Here is a 19232-nt window from a genome sequence, read left to right on the forward strand (position 1 = left end):
ACGTATCAATTATTCATAAAAGTACACTCTTTTTACCCGCTGCGAAACATTAGTTAAAATTTCATATGGTATGGTGCCTATCTGGCGTGCCAGTTCTTCTATCGGATGTTTGTTACTAAACACTATTACTTCGTCTCCTTCTTTTACTTCTACCTCGCTTACATCTATCATACACATGTCCATTGATATATTGCCAACGGTCCGCACAAGCTGCCCTTTTATAAGCATAGTTCCTACACCGTTGCCAAACGCCCGCAAATAGCCGTCAGCATAACCAATACGTACAGTTGCTATACGCCCGTCTTTAGCCAGGCTGCCATTGCGGTTGTAACCTACAGTATCGCCGGCCAATACCTTTTTTATTTGCGATATGCTTGTTTTTAAAGTTGCTATAGGCTGCAGTAAGTTTTCTGCCGGCGGTATGCAGGCATCAATGCCGTACAAGCCAATGCCCAGCCTCACCATATCATACTGCGCCGCAGGCCAGCGAATAATGCCTGATGTATTGCATATGTGTTTTATAACCTTGTAACCCAACACCTCCTCAATTTGTGTAAATGCTTTTTCAAACGCATTAATTTGCTTCAAAGTGAACAAATCATGTTCCTCTGTATCACTGGCTACCAGGTGCGAAAATACGGATTGAATCCGCACGTAAGGATTTTCTTCCAACAGGTCGCACAATGTTTCAATCTCAAAATCCTCAAAACCCAGCCGGTGCATACCAGTATCAATTTTTATATGTACCGGGTAGTTAAAAATATTATTATCCTGCGCATGCTTTATAAATTCATCAAACAAGCCAAAGCTGTATATCACCGGCTCCAGCTTAAATTCAGTAAGCTTATCAAATGCAGATACTTCGGTATTTAACACCACCAGCGGCACGGTTATACCTGCCTGCCTTAAGGCTACACCTTCATCTGCATAGGCAACTGCCAGGTAATCAACCTTATTATATTGCAATACGTTAGCCAGCTCATAAGTGCCGCTGCCGTATGAAAATGCTTTAACCATGGCCATTACCTTAACCCCGGGGTTAAGTTTTGAACGGTAAAAATTCAGGTTGTGCAGCAAGGCATTCAGGTTTATCTCCATCACCGTTTCGTGCGCCTTTTGCACCAATAAGCGGCTAATTTTTTCGAACTCGAAACTGCGCGAGCCTTTTAGCAATATAGTTTGGTTACGAAACGGATGCGCATGCATCTCGTTAAGAAACGCGGCGGTATCCGGATAAAAACTTTTTTCAGCTACTTCAAATAAATTACTATGCGCTTCAAGGGCTGCTCCTATGCCTATAAATTTATTTACTTTCTTTGCCTTCACTAAGTCGGCTACCTGTTTATACAAAACATCCTCCTGCAAACCCGACTGGTAAATGTCAGACAGGATGAGCGTATTTTTTTGATGCTGGTTTTGCTGACTCAAAAAGTTCAGCGCTATTTCAAGCGACTGGACGTCTGAATTGTAGCTATCATCAATAACAGAGCAATCATTTATACCATTTTTTAGCTCAAGGCGCATACTCACCGGCGTAAGCCGTTCAATGCGGTCATCAGCATCAGCCGCACTATAACCCAATGCCAGCATAGTTGCCCAGCACACAATAGCGTTTTCAACCGAAGCCTCGTCTTTAAAAGGAATCAGGCATTCAATTTCGTCGCCTTTATACATGGCGCGCAGGTAATAATTTTTTTCGATGACAGCTTCACTGAACACATACAAATCAGCCTGGTTAAAATTGCGGCTCCATATAAAACGTTCGGGCGGTTGTATCTCCTCTTTATATCCGAGCATCTGCTCATAATTATACACCAGCAAACGGCAGTTTTTAAATAACTTCAGCTTCTCAATAATCTTTTCGTCGCGGTCGCCAAAGCCCTCATCATGTGCCGACCCAATATGGGTAAGTACACCTATTTGCGGCTTTATAATAGATTCAAGGCGATCCATTTCACCTACCGTTGACACTCCCGCCTCAAAAATCCCCAGGTCATTTTTCTCATTCATCTGCCAAACAGAAAGCGGTACTCCTATTTGCGAATTATAGCTTTTAGGATTACGTACAATATTCTTATCTGCCGACAAGAGTTGGTAAAGCCATTCTTTAACGATGGTTTTGCCGTTACTGCCGGTGACACCGATAACAAGCAAATCAAATTGTTCGCGGTGGTAAGCAGCTAACTTTTGCAAAGCCAATAGCACATCTTCGACGATCAGCAGGTTTGCTTCAGGAAAATAGCCTTCTGGTTGTTGTTTCAGCACAAAATCACGCACCCCGGCATTGTAGGCTTCGGCTACAAACTCGTGGCCATTGCGCCGGCCGCTTAGGGCAAAAAATATAGCGCCCGAAGGGTTGCTAATTCGGCGGCTGTCGGTAAGTAATATATTAATTGAATTATCAGCGAAAATATCGCCTGAGGCGTTAATTATTTGCTTAACCTGGCTTGTTGTATACCTTTTGTGCATCACGACACTAATTTGCTTATATTTCTGCCAATACAAGAATTTTAGCGAATTTTGGTTTGAATGGAGCCGACAAAAACCATAAAAATTACCGATGAAAACACCGCTATGCGCAAAGCAGAGCATTATTGTGCCTACCAGGAACGCTCGCAACAAGAAGTGCGCAACAAACTGTATGAATGGGGCGTGGTTGGCAGAATTGTAGAAACGGTTATAAGCAGGCTGATCACCGATAATTTTTTGAACGAAGAACGCTTTGCGCGCACCTATGCCCGCAGCAAATTTAACCAGAAGCAGTGGGGCCGTATAAAAATAAAACAGGGCTTAAAATTAAAACAGGTACCGGATGTATTGATAAAAAAGGCCCTGCTGGGCATTGATGCCGAAGACTATTGGCAGGTGTTACATACGCTTATCAACAAAAAAGCCCCATTGGTAAAAGAAAAAGATCCATTTAAACGCCGATACAAGCTGCAGCAATACGCTATGAGCCGTGGATTTGAAAATGACCTTATTGCAGAAGTTTTGAAAGCCAGCGAGTTATAAATTTTTAATATTTTTTTAAGTGTTTTGCTTGCAGGATTTAGTTTTCTCTCTATATTTGCAGCCACAAACAACGAAGCATTTGCTTCACGGTTTGAATAACCAACGCGAAAGTAGCTCAGTTGGTAGAGCACGACCTTGCCAAGGTCGGGGTCGCGAGTTCGAATCTCGTCTTTCGCTCAAATCCCTTCCGGTAACAAAGAAGGGATTTATTGTTAAAAGGTTAACCGCCTGCTCAGATGGTGGAACTGGTAGACACGCAGGACTTAAAATCCTGTGCCCTCAACAGGCGTGCGGGTTCGATTCCCGCTCTGAGTACATTGAACAAAAAAGCCAATCATTCCCGATTGGCTTTTTTTCTTTCACGCCGGCGTACGGGTTCGTCCCGATAGCTATCGGGACCCGCTCTGAGTACATTCAACAAAAAAGCCAATCCTTTCCGATTGGCTTTTTTTTTGCACGCCGGCGTGCGGGTTCGTCCCGATAGCTATCGGGACCCGCTCTGAGTACATTCAGCAAAAAGTCAATCCTTTCCGATTGGCTTTTTTTTTTGCACGCCGGCGTGCGGGTTCGTTCCGATAGCTATCGGGACCCGCTCTGAGTACATTCAGCAAAAAGTCAATCCTTTCCGATTGGCTTTTTTTTTTGCACGCCGGCATACGGGTTCGTCCCGATAGCTATCGGGACCCGCTCTGAGTACATTCAGCAAAAAGTCAATCCTTTCCGATTGCTTTTTTTTTTGCACGCCGGCGTATGGGTTCGTCCCGATAGCTATCGGGACCCGCTCTGAGTAAATTGAACAAAAAAGCCAATCATTCCCGATTGCCTTTTTTTCTTTCACGCCGGCGTACGGGTTCGTCCCGATAGCTATCGGGACCCGCTCTGAGTACAAAAAGCAAAAAGTCAATCCTTTCCGATTGGCTTTTTTTTTGCACGCCGGCGTGCGGGTTCGTGCCGATAGCTATCGGGACCCGCTCTGAGTATTTAGCGGGATAAAATATCCAATGCAGTTTGCAATCAAATAGTTGGAAACAGAACCAGCCGTTCGGTATTTCTGTTCTATCCAATTTATTTCCTCCTTCTAATAGTAATTCCAGTACCGTGCGCTTTAAGAATATTAGCTGCTTTTTATGCGCTGCTTCTCTTTTGCTTTCCAGCGCCGTGGTTCATTTATTAGTAACCCTTATTTCTGCTTGTCAGAATGCGACGGAAATTAGGTAGCTAGATAAAGGAGTACTCGTAATTTTTATATTTATATCCAGCGTCGTGAAGTTAGCTTTTACAAGCAAAGGTGTTAATTTTGTTTGCTCAACTACTTAGTCCATGGCGGTTCAGTCATTACCTTTCCGTACGCTCATCATTATAAACCGCAATTCTGGCGTTCCGGTGTTTTATCAGGTCGCTCGCGCCATTATGGGGCTGATCAGAAGCAGTAAACTTCAGCCGGGGCATCAGTTGCCCTCTAGCCGGCAGATGGCATCTATATTGTCTTTGAACCGCACAACCGTCGTGGCATCTTATGATGAATTGGTGGCCGAAGGCTGGCTCAAAGTAAAACCCAGAAAAGGGATATTTGTATCGGACCGACTACCGATCATTAAACCCCGACCATTTCAGGCGAATGGCTATTCAGGCACGAGCATCCCCGAAGCACCAACAATAAAGCACGAACGCCCCTTTGAGTTGCTGATTAATGACGGTTTTCCTGATCAAAGGATAGCACCTCTAAATGCAGTCATGGATCGCTATCGCAATTTGGCGGGCAAGGCCTATCTGCACAGTCCGTTACTGACCGGTGATTGGGCCGGCAGTCCCACATTGCGTGCAGAATTGGCGTCGTTCTTAGCCGCCACCCGTGCACTTCGTATAGGGCCGGAAAATATCATGGTTACACAAGGCGCGCAAATGGCGATATTTATCGTCGCCAGCATAATCCTCAAACCCGGCAGTTCTGTAATCGTCGCGGACCTTAACTATGCGTTGGCAGATCGTTTATTTGAGCAATTGGGCGCACGTTTGCTCAAAATAAAGGTTGACGAACATGGGGTCGATGTAGATGCCATCGAATGCATTTGTAGATCAGGTAAACCTGACCTTCTTTATATTATTCCGCACCATCACCATCCTACAACCGTCACCCTCAGTGTTGAAAGACGATTAAGATTACTGGATATCATCAGGAAATATCAGTTACCGGTGATTGAGGATGATTATGATTACGATTTTCATTATGCCCACAGCCCTATTTTGCCCTTGGCCAGCGCTGAACACGAGGGTTACGTAACTTACATCGGATCAATCTCCAAGATACTGGCACCCTCCTTCCGTTTAGGATATCTGGTGGCTGGCGAAAGTTTGATCCGTCAGGCCGCTAAACTTAAACAAGTTATAGCTATCCGCGGCGATGTATTAATTGAGGAGTCGGTGGGATATCTTTTTCAGACCGGTGAAATGCAAAAGCATATCCGAAATTCTGTCAAATTGTATCAGAAACGGCGGGATGCGTTCTGCGAGGAGTTAAGACAGACCATATCCGGTATAGGAGAATTTTTAGCGCCACAAGGCGGGATGGCGGTTTGGGCGACCTTTGACCGTGACTATTCAATCACATTATTATCAGAACGAATGGCAGCGAAAGGCATATTTATCAACGAAGGCAGCCGGTATCCTTATCATCCAGATGTCAACGGCCTTCGCCTGGGCTTTGCATCCTTAAATGATGCCGAAATGGCTACGTTTTTTAAGTCGTGGAACGAGGTAAAATAAAAGCAAGCCAATTGGCCTGCTTTTATTTGTGTACTAGTGTGATCGCAGCCAATCTTCAAATCGGGTAGAGCCGGTGTAAAAGTCGCCCAGTGGCACTAGAAGATCTTTAGGTATATCAAAATACATATACCGATCATTATCATCAGCGATTAGTTGTTTGACGCTGCCTTTAATATCGATGTATTGAGAAACAAATCTGGTCATGGCATCTTTTTCCGGACCCGCAATCTCCACAATCGCGTTCTTCGGTTCTTCAAGTGCAAAACGCACGATTAGTTCAGCGACATCATCCACTGCGATCGGCTGGTAATCTACCGACGAGACATGTGTTTCATTCTCGTTGCCCTGTACATTAATGATGGTTGTAATATGCTCATGAAACTGAGTTGACCTGATGATGGTATACGGTATACCTGATGCCCTCGCCTGGTCCTCTTGTTCTTTCTTCGCTCGGAGATAACCGATGTACTGCGCACGGTCGGTACCCACAATTGACAAGACCAAATGATGTTTAACGCCCGCTAACTTCTCTCCGGGAATTAGATTTTTTGCGGCATTACGGAAAAAGTTTAGCGCGGTTTCATCCTCCGGAGAAGACGAGTTAGAAAGATCGATCACCACTTTTGTCCCAGCAAGCGCCTCCGCCAGGCCTGCTCCACTTAAAATATCCACGCCCTGTGATGGTGATCCAATAACCACCTCATGCCCAGCTTCTGCTAACTTTTGGCTAACTTTTCTGCCGGTCAAGCCTGTCCCGCCTATTACTAAAATTCTCATATGCTAAATGTTTTTTCAAATGAAAGAACTTTTGGTATCAACCAGGCCATCCACTTTTTTGATTAGCGGCAGTCCAGTGTCAATTAAGATCGACATTACTTTTCTGTTCGAAAGTTAAGCGAAGCGTCACTTAAATTATATTAAACGGGGGCGCCGTCCGGCGACGCCCAAAAAATCAGGACAACTTTACTTTGAAATTTAAAATTACTAATTAACTTTGTAAAAAAAAGTACTTTTATATGCTGTTAAAATACAGGCTTGACCAATTACATACACGTGCGCGAAATAATCGCTGGATGCAATACTTTACCACTTTTACCCGGCTTGTACTTGCCGTGGGTTTTCTATTTCCCGGGTACGTTAAAATCATAGGTGAGCGCTTTACTGATCTGCATAACAATCAACCGATGGGGCGCTACCTTGAAGCCCTGTATCACACCGGTTACTATTATACTTTTATTGGCTACGCACAAATATTTGCTGCCTTACTTTTACTAATACCACGTACGGTAGCACTTGGCAGCCTGCTGTATCTTGCAATTATATTTAATATCCTTATCCTCTCCCTTGCTGTCAGGTTTGAGGGATCCCTGCTAACAGCGCCTTTAATGGTTATTGCCTGCCTGTACCTGCTTTGCTGGCATTACGAACGTATTAAATTTATTTTACCATTCAATACTCCGCCGGTAGTAACAACAGCGCCTGACAAAAAATTTCCTATAAAGTTTTTTGCCCTTGTGTTGGCCACCTTCCTGACTGTGGGCTTTACAGTTACACATATTTTTAATTTGATGCCGCGTAATACGTTATCAGATTGTGAAACCCAGTGTGATGATAGCGAGAATCCTGCAGCTTGTAAAATATTTTGTGAAAGCATCCACAATAAGGGAGTATATCTAGACGAAGCGCTAAAGAGATATGAACATAGCGTTAAGACCCAAAGCAATGCAAATGACTGATGAAGCCAGCGCATCCTTTTACAACAGATTCTCATTCCTATACCTTTTAGTCGATATATTTTTGAGGGGTCAAAAGATTATGTTGTTCAAAGAAATTTAACTCTAAAACAGTTTAAGGATAACAACTATCTACTCCCCCACAAGCTGCACGTGTAACGAATCGATTAAGTTTTATTTTTAACAGCAAAACTATCCATGCTATCTTTGAGCTCAATTGCTATACAATGACGCTCCTCGACTTCAAAGCCTCCCTTCAATTCCCTCACCCCGACAGCACTTTTTCAGTCTATTTAAAAAGCCTGTGGTATGACGGCAAAGGAGACTGGGACCGCGCACATGCGGAAGTTGACCAGCTCAGCGACCGGCAGGCGGCGTGGGTGCATGCCTATCTTCATCGTAAAGAGGGTGATATTTGGAACGCGGATTACTGGTATAAACAGGCAGGGCGGCAACGTCCGTCGGTGTCTTTAGCCCAAGAATGGGAACAGCTGGTAAACTACTTCCTTACTAGCTCTAATCCGCGTTAGCTGGCATCTGTTGGGTTTTTGTGAAAGTTGCAAGGGATATCACTGTTCAAATATAAACTTAAGTTGATACGACTATCCTCATCTAATGCCAAATTACCAATCTGACGTTGCCCCACCACCTGAGAACCCCTTATTTGATTGTGAGTCCCGGCCCTTATTTCCGCCCCAGTTGCCGTATTTGCTGGTATCGCTTTTATATCCATTAGAAGATTCAGTCTTATATGATCGTCCCGGACGATCTGACTGTCGATCATACGGTCGGTAATCACGTTCACGGTAACGTTGTTCAGGTATAGCATTAAAGGTGCGGCCCCTATTAATCAAATCCATGTATCTTTGGTTTTCAATCACTTTTATATTTTTACGCACGGCCTTTATAAAGCGTATCAAACCATAAAACAGCGTCAAAATTACTAAAAGGACTATGCCGGCTATTACATAATCATACCATTCAACGACGGGCAAAGGTGGTTCGTCATTGCTATAGGTTTCCATGGCTAATTGTCCTAAATCAACAGATAGTTCTTGTGCAATGTTATCTACCAATACATTTAAGCCATTGTAATAATTTTTATTTTTAAAATATGGTTTTAAACGCTCCATTATTTCAAAAGCTATTATGTCAGGTATCTTACCTTCTAAGTCTCGAGCTACCTCCATGCGTTGCTTTCTCTGGTTTATAGCAGCTACATAAACCAATCCGTCATCATTTTTGCCTACCCCCCATTTCCGTGCTATCAGCAATGAATAATCTTCTATTTCATAATCTTTGGGAATTTCGTTAACCAATACCAGCGCGAGCTGTACCCCTGATTGCTTTTCTATAATATGTATTTTTTTGTTTAACGAATCGATTTGATCCTCATTTAATAGGGAGGCAAAGTCGTTTACATAAGTATCCGGCAAAGGCTTTGGTATTTGAGAAAATGCAGTTAAACCGATAAAAACAAACAGGATAGTAAACAATCTTTTCATGTGCAGGTTGGTAAAATTAAGGTGAAAATAAAAATAATTTTTTACTTACCTTAAACGCATAATTAAACCAATTACTAAACATGAACGCGGGCGCTTTAAAAATCGCGGTTATTTATGTAGTTGCGGGCATTTTGTGGATCACATTAAGCGACCAGTTACTGCTGATGCTGCAAAATAGCCTTGATATTCAATTGCTTTTGCTGTTAAACGGCGTAAAGGGCATCGGCTATGTATTAATTACCGGCTTGTTGTTATATAAGCTGATTAACATGCATACAAAACGCCTGGCAGAAAGCGAGAAGCAATACCGCAGCTTTTTTGATTATAACAGTAGCCCCATGTGGATCATTAACAGGCGCACGATGCTATTTACCACTGTTAACGATGCAGCTACGGTTGCGTATGGGTACAGCCGCCACGAATTTTTAACTATGTCTGCCCTTGACATTAGCTTGCCAGAAGATATTAATAAATTGATTGGAGCCTTTAAAGATCTAAAAACAGGTATTAACTGCGTAGGCGTGCAACGTCATGTTAAAAAAAACGGGGATGTAATGACCGTAGAAATAACCGTGCATGTTATTGCCGGCCAAAAATCCGGGAATGTCATGTTAACAGCTATACCGACTGATGGTTATCAAGTAACTATTCAATAATCAATTTGCCTGCCCGGGCATACTCCCCCGCGCTAATGATTATAACATAAACACCTTTTGTTAATCCGGCCAGTTCCAAAGCCATAACGTGGCTCCCCGCGGTCTTTTGACCGGTTTCAAAAGATTTTAACGCTTTGCCATGATCGTCATAAATTATAACCGTGGCGTTTGAATTAAAGGGTAACGTGTATTTTAGATTTGTATAGATTGACGCCGGATTGGGATAAATGGCTATTTCATCCTTAATTACTTTGTTAACCGGAAGTTTATTGATCGTTAGTAGCGACGCGGAAGCCTCAGTGCGGTAAATGTCAATACCAAAAGCACTTCCAATCATTATTTCAGGTAAACCATCTCCATCAAGGTCACCTATCCAGTCGGGCAGGGTACTTACCGGGCAGGTAACTTCGTCTTTAAAATAGTCCTTATTTATTTGACCCGGCCCTGCCTTGTTGTTATATAAACTAACAGCACTAAAATCGGTGTTGTAGGTTACCAAATCCGGCCTGGCGTCGCCGCTAGCATCGGGCAATACAAAATTATTATAGTAATCACTTACCAGGTTAATGCTGTTAAGGCTGATTGGTATACCGCTGAATTTCCCCGTTGTTGATGTATTATGGATAAGCACCGGCGCTTTCCCCCCGGTTTTGCTGATAAGGACGTCTGTTTTGCCGTCTTTATCCATATCGCAAAGACTGAAGTTCACCGGCATAAAATTTAGAGTCACACTTACATACTGAAACGAAGAAGCGGTAATGACGCCTTTTAGCGCATTATTACGCAAAAGTGCCAGTGCCGAAGTTGAGGGGCTCGCCGCTACGATATCCGGCTTACCATCACCGTCCATATCACCTATATTAAAGCTTGACGGCTCAAAATCAAAAGGGATTGCAACCGGAGCACCAAACATGGTTTTAAATGGCTTGCCTGCAATATATACGTTGCGATATATTGATAGGTATCCGGCTGAATTAAGAACAAGCATATCCGGTTTACCATCGCCGTCAACGTCATGGAAGCGCGTCACTTTATCGCCCGGTTTTAGCTGAAAGTTATAACTTGCAGGTGCTTTTTCAGTGCTATCAGTTATAACAATGTTGAATAATTTTATATGTCCCGGCGTACTTACATTTTGAAAAAAGGACAGAGAATTGTTCGCGTTGGCAACAGTGCTATACCCTGTATTCATTAATATCACATCGCGTTTACCATCGCCGTCAAGGTCGTTTATGGCTACAATGCCTGGTTGCGGGCCGGTTGTATACTTTATCGGAGCAGCAAAAGAACCGGTATCTATTTCTCCTGTCTTAGTTTTATTTCGCAACACTATAAGCTGGCGCGCGGTAGGCGACGTGGCAAGCAAGTCCGCCTTACCATCGCCATCCATGTCGTTCAATTGCAAATCAGCAACACCCGTTATGCCGGGCAACCTTACTTTACTAGCGAGCGACGTAGGTTCGGGCGAGAAAGTAAGCTCAAAATCCTTGTCAGACATACAGCTAAGCCGGGTTTGCTTATTGATAATGTTAACCGGTCCGAACTTAGCGCCAGCGGGCACTGTAACCAGGAGTCGCGTAGAATTAGCACTATTAATACTTGCGCGTACGGGGCCAAAAAACACTGTGTTACTATCGGAGATAGCAGAGAACCCATCACCGCTTATAGTTATTTGTGTACCCACCGGTCCGCGGGATGGGGTTAATGTTGTTACCTTGGGCTGAGCGAAAACGCCGACGGTAGTTGCTAATGCCAGCAACAGTAAAAGCAGGGCATTAAAATTCATGGAAGACATGTAAGGAATTACGTTAAATTACAAAGATGTTTTCGCCAGCTTTAAGCGGATATGTTTTTCCCTTCCAAACAAAAGTGCCCGAAGTATTTTGCGGCAGGTCAATACCTATCTTCCACTTGCTATCTTTCAACACATAAGCTACCAAAATCTTCCCGTTGGGATGGGGTATCTCTCCGCTAGCATTGGTAAGCGTACCCAGGTGGGGTTCAATCTTTACCTTTTTAAAACCAGCGGCATCACTATCAATCCCCAAAACGCTCCTGAAAAACTCAATGTTCGGGCTGCATCCCCACGCATGGCAATCCGACCGCGTATTGTTTAAATCTGAGGTTTCAGCCCATGTAGTAAGCCCCATATTGATATTATTACGCCAAACGTCGAGCCAGTTTAAGTAGTCGTCGCCTAACCCGGCTTTTACAAGTGCCTGGTGCAGGTAATATTTAAAATAAATAGTGCATTGTGTTAATCCGGGAGTGTTTAACAGCCTTTTACCAAACGCAGGCATATCCTCATCGGCTACCATATTTGTTAGCAAAGCCAGTGCGTTGGCATGCTGCGAAAATGTGTTTTTTTCCTTGGTATCAGCAAATAGCTTTTTACCGGAATCCCAGTATTTTGATTGGATGGTTTGCTGCAACTTCGTGGCTTTACCTGCATAAAGCGCGGCGTATTGCACAGACCCGATTTTAGCCTCCATAGCAGCGGCCCATTGGTACGCCCACAGCAATTGCAGATCAACAATAGCCGAGCTTCCATCGCTTCCTTTGGGCGCCGCACCGTCTCGCCAGCCGGTACCGCCTACCCAGTCAACAAACGTCCAGTACGGTGTATTTTTTAAGGAGCCATCGGGTTGCTGGTACTTAGCAAAAAATTCCATTATGGCTCTACAACCCGTAAGCTTGTTTTTAACAAAGTCCGCATCGCTCCGGTACATCCAGTAATCGTGCAACATACCAATATACCATAATGAAAAGGTAGATATGATTTGAGTGGTATGGCTAGGGTACCGGCTCAGTGTAACACCCTCGGGTAAACGCGAGTGATCCATAAGGTTTAACGCATAGCGCGGCAAACGGTCATCGGCGCTGTTAAAATAAGTTACCAGCGCTTGTATGCGCGTATCGCCTATGTACTGCAATTGTTCATAATACGGGCAGTCGGTATAAGTTTCAAAAGCATTTAACCTTGCTGTGCGCCAACCAATATCCAATATCTTTTGTATCTCGGTATTGTCTGAACTGAAAACCGATGGCTGCTTGAACGGATAGCCGGTAAAAGTGCCGTACAAACTATCAATTACCAATGGTGAATTTTTTGTTTGCACATATAGCCTTAAATATCTGTATGTACGAAAGTTAAACGTAGTAAACGCCTGACCGGCTTTGCCGTTAGACGTAATGGTGTCTGTTAAACCCCTGAAATCCTTGCCCGCTACGTCATTCCGATTACTTTTACGCATGCCTTTTGTAGGTATATAATCAAACAGAGATTCGGCGTAACCTACAGACAGACCGGCACCCTGGCCCTGGCTAAACTTTAAGGTAACGTATGCGTTGGTTTCATAAGTTTGGTCCAGTAATATCATCACCTTCTTGTTGGCAGGAATAGTTAACGGCAAAACTTTTTTGGGAATGGGATTTGGTACGTCCATACCGGCAACCTGGCGCACTTCCGTAATTGGCTGGTAAGTCATCTCCATGGCTGGCAGCGGCGATGGTACCAGCATATAACCAAACCCGTCAGTAAATCCTTTGGGCTGTCCCGCAAAAAGGCTTGCTGCCGTTGGCCATTTACTGTCGTCAAAGGCTGCTGTATGCCAGTCAGTTATAGTTTTATTCATGTCAACCTTTTGGCCGTTTATTGCCACAAAATATCCCCATACCGCATCAAAGGCTTTATCCTGAACACACTTCCAACTGCCGTTAGTATTAATTACCTCCTCGGCGGCCGTGTTACCCTGTACAATAAATGCAGACCGGAGGCTTGACTGATACTCGGGGCGCAGGTCGGCCTCGTTCCAAACAACTGCGGCTATGCTGTTCTTACCAGCCTTAAGATATTTGGCGATATCAACCGTATTATAGTTCCAATTATAAAAGTCGCCGCGTGTTGGCCCGACTGACGCCAGCTTACCATTAACATACAGCTTATACCGGTTATCGGCCGAAACATGAATAATAAACTTTGACGGCTTACCTGCTACATCAATACTTTTACGGAAATAATAAACCCCATATGTTGTTCCCTTATCAAACAATATATTCACGCCTATCCATTGCGCATTCCAGGCGGTGTTTGCTCGTAAAGTGTCCTGGCAGCGGCCTTGTTTGGTTAATAACAAACACATACCAGCGACTAATACAAAAAGGTATTTCATGATAAATAAGAAAATAGCGGATTATAATTCCTGCTAAAATAGGCGGCACTGTTTTAACAACTGTTATGAACTGTGATGACATTTAAGAATGGACCTGGCTATGGTTGGTGCAGCCATTAATTATAACAGTACTGCTTAGTGCGGTGGCAGCTGTAATTTATTGTTTTATAGACAATTTGCGCCACCTGGGCGGTTTGCTAAGTAGCGGTTACATAATTAGCCTGGTCGTTAATTTTTTCATTTCGGATAGGAATTGTGCTTGGCCTACATGGCGCCATGTGTGACTAACCCGGAATGCACAACCCAATGCTAAGCGGTTAGGCTATCAAATGCAGTTTGAGTACTATTAAAGCATATATCCTTTTATTAGTATCATCAATGTAGCATTGTATGGCTAGTTCACGTAATATCTGCAAAGCTATTTGAAGTGAACATTACTACATTATATAAAACCTTAACACTGGCATTAGCGCTGCTGGTATCTACAGGCCCAATGGGATGTAAAAAAGATGATAATAAATCAAAGAAAGCCGACGGCGTTGTATTAGATTTTGGGAATATCAAAGCCGACGGCTGCGGCTGGGTTATACGTATAGACCAGATAGATTACTCACCGCAAAATCTTGACGAAGCGTTTAAACAGGATAACCTGAACGTTACTTTAACATACGATCAATTGGCTACCCGCTTTCAATGCGGCCTTGCAGCAAATATTGGCTTACCGCAAATAAAAGTTAATGATATCCGTCAGGTTAATAAGGATCCACATCGGGCTGAATGATGCTCCCTTTACTTAATTTGGTGGTTTGAAACTGTGTTATAATATCCCTTATAACAGTTTTTGCTTTGTTGATAGATAAGCCGTCTTTTTCAAACTTGAGCATAATCGCCTGTATATAGTAATTGCGTATACGGCTTACTAAAGGTGGATGCGGCCCGATTACGCGTTCGCCGAATTGCTTACGAAGTTCGTTTGCTAAATATACTGATTGGTTGTACAGCACCTCAGGATCTTTATGCTTAATATCCAGATTTACAATTCGATAATATGGCGGATAATGAAAAGATTTACGTTCCTCCATCTCGGTAAAGTAAAGGTCATGATAGTCGTTTTCGATGACTTGCTTTATTACCCGGTGGTTGGTGTCATAAGTTTGTATAACCACCTTGCCCCTTTTACCACGCCGGCCGGCCCTGCCGCTAACCTGCGCCAGCATCTGGTAACTGCGTTCATTTGCCCTGTAATCCGGAAACCGCAGCAGGCTATCCGCGTTTATAATACCTATTACCGTGACGCCCGAGAAATCGAGCCCTTTGGCTACCATTTGCGTGCCTACCAGTATATCTATTTTTTTTTCTTCAAGGTCATTTAACATATTTTGCAGGGCATTGCGCGAGCGTGTGGTATCCATATCCATGCGCGCAACGCGTGCATTCGGCAGTATCATCCGTAGTTCATCCTCAATTTTTTCGGTACCAAACCCCTTATATTCCAAATGTGTTGATCCGCAAGCCGGGCAAATTACAGGCGAATCCTCTTTATAACCACAGTAATGGCAATGCAGCTTGCCACTGCTTTTATGATAGGTAAGGCTTACATCGCAATTAATACACTTTGGCGTGTGGGCACAAATCCTGCACATGAGCAGCGGGGCGTATCCACGCCTGTTTTGAAACAATATTACCTGTTCCTTATTGGCAAGCGCCTCCTCTATGTCTTTCATCAATACGCCGGTGAAATGCGATTGCATGGTTTTCTGTTTGGTTTCTGCAGTAATGCTAACCACTTCGGTTACCGGTAATTCCACACCGCCAAATCGTTCTATCATTTCTGCAAGGCCATACTTATGTATACGGGCATTAAAGTAGCTTTCAAAAGAAGGCGTAGCTGACCCGAGCAGTACCTTACCCTTATATAAGTTGGCCAAAAATATCGCCACGTCGCGTGCGTTGTAGCGCGGCGCCGGGTCAAATTGTTTATAAGATGTCTCGTGCTCTTCGTCAACTATTATCAAACCCAGGTCGGCAAACGGCAAAAATACCGATGATCGCGCGCCCAGTACTACCTTGTACTCATTGTTCAGTACTTTCTGCCAAACCTCCGCCCGCTCATTATCATTAAAGCGTGAATGGTAAACGCCGATGGACGCAACAAAGTAAGCGCGAAGCCGCTCAATGATATGTGTGGTTAAAGCGATCTCCGGCAACAGGTATAATACCTGCCTGCCGGTGGCAATCATCTCCTCTATCAAACGTACGTATAATTGCGTTTTCCCTGACGAGGTAACGCCATATAGCAGCACTGTATCTTTGTCCTCTAACTGACGCCTGACATCATCCAGCACAGTTTGCTGGGTATCGCTTAAGTTGAACAAGCCCGTCTCTTCTTCAGCCTCATACAGTAAACGGCTCACATTAACTTCCTCAGCAACAAAAACTTCTTTATCCAAGAGTGCCTTTATAGCAGCCGCTCCTGCCCCGCTGGCCTCTATTATATCGTTTTTTGATACAGATTTTTGCTGTCGCGACAGCTTAATGTATGCAAGTAAGGCATCTGCTTGCTTTGGTGCCCGCTCCAGTATGGTGAATACCTCACGAAGGTTGTCCTGGTCGCGGTATAGTGGGTTAAGGGAAATAAAGGTACGTTTTCGCGGTTTGTACTTATCGTTAACCTCTTCAGATATATGAATAATGTTTTTTTCAAACATCATTTTTAATACAGGCATCACGGTTTTTTGCCCGAGTAATTTGGCTATATCGCTTACAGTTAATTCAGGCTGCAGGTCCAGCGCTTCGGCTATTAAAAACTCCTTGTCATGCAATTGTGTACGGTCGTACTCAAAGCCTTTATTTAAAACTATCCTGGTTTCGCTTGCAAGCTTTAATACCGATGGCAGAGCCGCATGCATTACCTCGCCTATATGACACATATAGTACTCGCTTATCCATTGCCACAATTGCAACTGCGCATGGGTAACTAATGGCTTATCATCTAAAACCTCCAGAACGTACTTTGCCTCGTATTTTTCAGGAGCTTTCTCCCCTATTGATAAAATGATAGCAGTATAAAGCTTGCTTTTACCAAACTGCACTACCACCCTCTTGCCTATCTCTATAGCTTCGTTCATCTCATAGGGCACACGGTAGGTGTAGTTTTTCGCTATCGCAAGCGGCAATATTACCTCTATGAACAGTGTTTTTCTATCCGCGTGTTGTGCTTCGGCAAACTCTAACATCGGCTGGCTTATTTAAGCTGCTTCCACGCGGCAATGGCCATCAATACCCACCCGCAAATAAGTGATAAACCGCCCAGGGGTGTTACAGGCCCCAGGATAGCCAACCAGCTCCAGCCCAAAACATAGCGACAGGCTAACAGGTATAGTGAGCCCGAAAACAAGATAATGCCTATCAGGTACGCGTAATAAGCAAATCCTACCAGGCCGCCGCCGGTTTGCGTAAGTGTTGACAGGAAGAGCAAGGCGAAAACGTGGTAAAAATGATATTGTACAGCAGTTTGCCAAACATCCAATTCGGCCGGAGCGATATGCGGTTTCAAACCATGTGCGCCAAATGCGCCAAGTATTACAGCCAAAGCGCCCAGCACGGCTGCGGTCAATATGATTTGTTTTTCCATTTTAAGATAAAACCCCTAAGTTACTCAATTTTGGAAGATACCTGTACGCTTGGTATAAAATCGCTAAATTGCAAGTGTAAACACGTAGATGAAAAGATTAGTTATACTCACCGGAATTTTGCTGGTAGCCGCCGGCTATATCACCTACGCTTATTTTAAAAATTTAAGCCCGCCCGGCCTGCGTACTGATCAAATAATACGTAATATACCCGATAGCGCTGCTTTGGTATTTGAATTTACCAATGATGAAGGCTTTTACGACATTTTTAAAGATAACAGGCTTTTAACCGCCGTTGCCGGCAAGCAAACGCTCGCCGAGTTAGACACCGTTCGTAAACACCTGTTAAAGAAAACCACGCTCAATTCTTTTTTCTACGGTCAAAATGTCTTTCTATCCGTGCATCCCGCAAAAGGCTACGGTGCCGACTTTTTAATGACTATGGCAGCCGAAAATGGCTTTGAAAGTAGCGAGCTTGATAAACTTACAACCTTAGCAGGTAAAGACATGACCATATCCCCGTTTAACGCATCAGGAAAACGAGGTTATGCTATCTTCATTAAAGCCTTAAACAAGCCCTTTTTCATTATCAACAAGGGTAAAAATATTTTTTCGGGCAGCTTCTCTAAAGCGCTTATTGAACAGTGCGCCCATTTCGGCATACGTGATAAACAGCGTTTTAGCCTGCTCCCGGCCCAACAAAACTCTAACTCGTTAGCTAACCTGTATATCAACTATACCCAGGTAAAGCCACTTTTAAGTAGTTTATTTAAGCATGAAACAGGATTATTCAGCAATATAAAAAAGCTTTCGGCTACCGGAATTTTAAGTCTGAATTATAAAAGCGACGCGTTAATGTTTAACGGCACTACTACGCCGGATATTGGCACCTCTGCCAGCTACATTAATTTGTTCATTAATCAACAAGCGGTAGAAAACAACTTAAAAGACATTTTCCCGTCTACAACGGCTTATTATTCAAGTTTCGCCATGTCAAATATTCGCCGCTTTATTGCGGACCTGTCGTTATTGCAAAAAAATCAGGGCATTGCTAAAAAACGCAACGCGTTGTTTTACAGCATTGATAACGAAACCGGCGTAGACCTGAGGTCAGCGTTTAACGACGCGCTGGGTAACGAGTTTGCTATAGTAACCACCCGTTTTCAGGAGAAAATTGCTATTATTTCAGTAAAAAACGGCTCACGGCTTACACCCGTACTAATGAATGTGAGCACCGCAATAAGCGGCGACCGGGGCCGGTTTAATTATGACCGTGTGCCGTACCACTTGCTTGGTGACGCTTTTGCCATGTTCAGGAAACCTTACTTTTTGATAATTGACAATTACCTCATACTCGCCAATAGTATAAAAGAGATTGACAGTTACTATGAAACCTATATTAACCGTAAATTTTTGGCTAAAACCGAGGGATACGACGACTTTGATAACCTGATGTCGCAAAGGAGCAACGTATGCGCATTTATTAACTTCAAGAACTCGAACGCCGTATTGAAGCGTGACCTGCTGGGCGAAATTTATACCCAATTTAACGATGAGACATCCGGTTGGAAAGATGTTTATGGTGCATCATATCAACTAACCGCTTCGGATAAAAACTTTTATACAAACTTTTGTATTGGTTTAAACCCGTTGGAAGACGAAGACACCATAGAAACAGCTAAGTAACCAGCCGAACATATCTCAGCAAATGACGTACAAAAGAAATTTTAACCTCGTACATTAAAACACAGGTTGCTTA

Annotated in this window: 14 protein-coding genes and 2 tRNA genes; 9 read left to right on the plus strand and 7 right to left on the minus strand. The window is 43.6% G+C overall.

The genetic code is table 11. The features are described 5' to 3' along the window. Positions 1 to 9 precede the first annotated feature (9 nt). Positions 10 to 2469 (minus strand): bifunctional UDP-N-acetylmuramoyl-tripeptide:D-alanyl-D-alanine ligase/alanine racemase, encoded by a 2460-nt coding sequence (locus tag DJ568_RS08170; RefSeq protein ID WP_233496653.1) that lies wholly within the window; start codon positions 2467 to 2469, stop codon positions 10 to 12. Between the two features lie 60 nt (positions 2470 to 2529). Here DJ568_RS08170 and DJ568_RS08175 point away from each other — a divergent pair, with 60 nt between their 5' ends. The 4 genes from DJ568_RS08175 (at position 2530) to DJ568_RS08195 (ending at position 5775) form a co-directional block, all read left to right on the plus strand. Then, positions 2530 to 3012, plus strand: coding sequence for a regulatory protein RecX (locus DJ568_RS08175; RefSeq protein ID WP_114004780.1), 483 nt, complete (start codon positions 2530 to 2532; stop codon positions 3010 to 3012). Positions 3013 to 3116: 104 nt separating this feature from the next. Continuing rightward, positions 3117 to 3189: transfer RNA gene (locus DJ568_RS08180), tRNA-Gly, on the plus strand. 53 nt (positions 3190 to 3242) lie between these two features. Further along, positions 3243 to 3327, plus strand: a tRNA-Leu gene (locus DJ568_RS08185). A 1005-nt stretch (positions 3328 to 4332) separates the two neighbouring features. After that, positions 4333 to 5775, plus strand: coding sequence for an aminotransferase-like domain-containing protein (locus tag DJ568_RS08195; RefSeq protein WP_114004782.1), 1443 nt, complete (start codon positions 4333 to 4335; stop codon positions 5773 to 5775). Positions 5776 to 5808: 33 nt separating this feature from the next. On the opposite strand, the gene DJ568_RS08200 is transcribed toward DJ568_RS08195, so the two are convergent. Continuing rightward, positions 5809 to 6552, minus strand: a complete 744-nt coding sequence (locus DJ568_RS08200) for an SDR family oxidoreductase (protein WP_114004783.1) — start codon at positions 6550 to 6552, stop codon at positions 5809 to 5811. Between the two features lie 239 nt (positions 6553 to 6791). On the opposite strand from DJ568_RS08200, the gene DJ568_RS08205 reads away from it, so the two are divergent. Both DJ568_RS08205 and DJ568_RS08210 read left to right on the plus strand, forming a co-directional pair. After that, positions 6792 to 7511, plus strand: coding sequence for a DoxX family protein (locus tag DJ568_RS08205; RefSeq protein ID WP_114004784.1), 720 nt, complete (start codon positions 6792 to 6794; stop codon positions 7509 to 7511). A 224-nt stretch (positions 7512 to 7735) separates the two neighbouring features. After that, the gene (locus DJ568_RS08210; protein ID WP_114004785.1) at positions 7736 to 8038 is read left to right on the plus strand and encodes a hypothetical protein; all 303 of its coding nucleotides are present in this window, start codon (positions 7736 to 7738) and stop codon (positions 8036 to 8038) included. Between the two features lie 93 nt (positions 8039 to 8131). On the opposite strand, the gene DJ568_RS08215 is transcribed toward DJ568_RS08210, so the two are convergent. Beyond that, positions 8132 to 9013 (minus strand): TPM domain-containing protein, encoded by an 882-nt coding sequence (locus tag DJ568_RS08215; RefSeq protein WP_114004786.1) that lies wholly within the window; start codon positions 9011 to 9013, stop codon positions 8132 to 8134. An 80-nt stretch (positions 9014 to 9093) separates the two neighbouring features. On the opposite strand from DJ568_RS08215, the gene DJ568_RS08220 reads away from it, so the two are divergent. Continuing rightward, the gene (locus DJ568_RS08220; protein ID WP_114004787.1) at positions 9094 to 9669 is read left to right on the plus strand and encodes a PAS domain S-box protein; all 576 of its coding nucleotides are present in this window, start codon (positions 9094 to 9096) and stop codon (positions 9667 to 9669) included. On the opposite strand, the gene DJ568_RS08225 is transcribed toward DJ568_RS08220, so the two are convergent. Together DJ568_RS08225 and DJ568_RS08230 are read right to left on the minus strand one after the other, a co-directional pair. After that, positions 9659 to 11455: an FG-GAP-like repeat-containing protein gene (locus tag DJ568_RS08225; protein ID WP_158534897.1), complete on the minus strand. Its 1797-nt coding sequence runs from the start codon at positions 11453 to 11455 to the stop codon at positions 9659 to 9661. The two genes, DJ568_RS08220 and DJ568_RS08225, sit on opposite strands and share 11 nt — an antisense overlap. A 22-nt stretch (positions 11456 to 11477) precedes the next feature. Next, entirely contained in the window at positions 11478 to 13841 is a 2364-nt protein-coding gene (locus DJ568_RS08230; protein ID WP_114004789.1) for an alpha-L-rhamnosidase-related protein, read from the minus strand. A gap of 427 nt (positions 13842 to 14268) precedes the next feature. Here DJ568_RS08230 and DJ568_RS08235 point away from each other — a divergent pair, with 427 nt between their 5' ends. Continuing rightward, on the plus strand, positions 14269 to 14622 hold the full coding sequence (locus tag DJ568_RS08235) for a hypothetical protein (RefSeq protein ID WP_114004790.1): 354 nt from the start codon (positions 14269 to 14271) through the stop codon (positions 14620 to 14622). Here the strand turns inward: DJ568_RS08235 and priA are convergent. Both priA and DJ568_RS08245 read right to left on the minus strand, forming a co-directional pair. Then, positions 14594 to 17077: a replication restart helicase PriA gene (gene priA / locus DJ568_RS08240; RefSeq protein WP_114004791.1), complete on the minus strand. Its 2484-nt coding sequence runs from the start codon at positions 17075 to 17077 to the stop codon at positions 14594 to 14596. The two genes, DJ568_RS08235 and priA, sit on opposite strands and share 29 nt — an antisense overlap. A gap of 8 nt (positions 17078 to 17085) precedes the next feature. Further along, on the minus strand, positions 17086 to 17475 hold the full coding sequence (locus DJ568_RS08245; protein WP_114004792.1) for a DUF423 domain-containing protein: 390 nt from the start codon (positions 17473 to 17475) through the stop codon (positions 17086 to 17088). An 88-nt stretch (positions 17476 to 17563) separates the two neighbouring features. Between DJ568_RS08245 and DJ568_RS08250 the strand changes: the two genes are divergently transcribed. Beyond that, positions 17564 to 19159: a hypothetical protein gene (locus DJ568_RS08250; RefSeq protein WP_114004793.1), complete on the plus strand. Its 1596-nt coding sequence runs from the start codon at positions 17564 to 17566 to the stop codon at positions 19157 to 19159. Positions 19160 to 19232: the final 73 nt, after the last annotated feature.

The sequence above is a fragment of the Mucilaginibacter hurinus genome (assembly GCF_003324525.1).
Lineage (GTDB): Bacteria > Bacteroidota > Bacteroidia > Sphingobacteriales > Sphingobacteriaceae > Mucilaginibacter > Mucilaginibacter hurinus.

What these genes read in the sequence shown, in the direction of transcription:
- DJ568_RS08250 (WP_114004793.1), top strand. Translation starts at nt 17,564, where the DNA reads ATGAAAAGATTAGTTATACTCACCGGAATTTTGCTGGTAGCCGCCGGC.
- priA (WP_114004791.1), bottom strand. Translation starts at nt 17,077, where the DNA reads ATGTTAGAGTTTGCCGAAGCACAACACGCGGATAGAAAAACACTGTTC.
- DJ568_RS08195 (WP_114004782.1), top strand. Translation starts at nt 4,333, where the DNA reads ATGGCGGTTCAGTCATTACCTTTCCGTACGCTCATCATTATAAACCGC.
- DJ568_RS08220 (WP_114004787.1), top strand. Translation starts at nt 9,094, where the DNA reads ATGAACGCGGGCGCTTTAAAAATCGCGGTTATTTATGTAGTTGCGGGC.
- DJ568_RS08205 (WP_114004784.1), top strand. Translation starts at nt 6,792, where the DNA reads ATGCTGTTAAAATACAGGCTTGACCAATTACATACACGTGCGCGAAAT.
- DJ568_RS08200 (WP_114004783.1), bottom strand. Translation starts at nt 6,552, where the DNA reads ATGAGAATTTTAGTAATAGGCGGGACAGGCTTGACCGGCAGAAAAGTT.
- DJ568_RS08245 (WP_114004792.1), bottom strand. Translation starts at nt 17,475, where the DNA reads ATGGAAAAACAAATCATATTGACCGCAGCCGTGCTGGGCGCTTTGGCT.
- DJ568_RS08210 (WP_114004785.1), top strand. Translation starts at nt 7,736, where the DNA reads ATGACGCTCCTCGACTTCAAAGCCTCCCTTCAATTCCCTCACCCCGAC.
- DJ568_RS08175 (WP_114004780.1), top strand. Translation starts at nt 2,530, where the DNA reads ATGGAGCCGACAAAAACCATAAAAATTACCGATGAAAACACCGCTATG.
- DJ568_RS08225 (WP_158534897.1), bottom strand. Translation starts at nt 11,455, where the DNA reads ATGAATTTTAATGCCCTGCTTTTACTGTTGCTGGCATTAGCAACTACC.
- DJ568_RS08170 (WP_233496653.1), bottom strand. Translation starts at nt 2,469, where the DNA reads ATGCACAAAAGGTATACAACAAGCCAGGTTAAGCAAATAATTAACGCC.
- DJ568_RS08230 (WP_114004789.1), bottom strand. Translation starts at nt 13,841, where the DNA reads ATGAAATACCTTTTTGTATTAGTCGCTGGTATGTGTTTGTTATTAACC.
- DJ568_RS08215 (WP_114004786.1), bottom strand. Translation starts at nt 9,013, where the DNA reads ATGAAAAGATTGTTTACTATCCTGTTTGTTTTTATCGGTTTAACTGCA.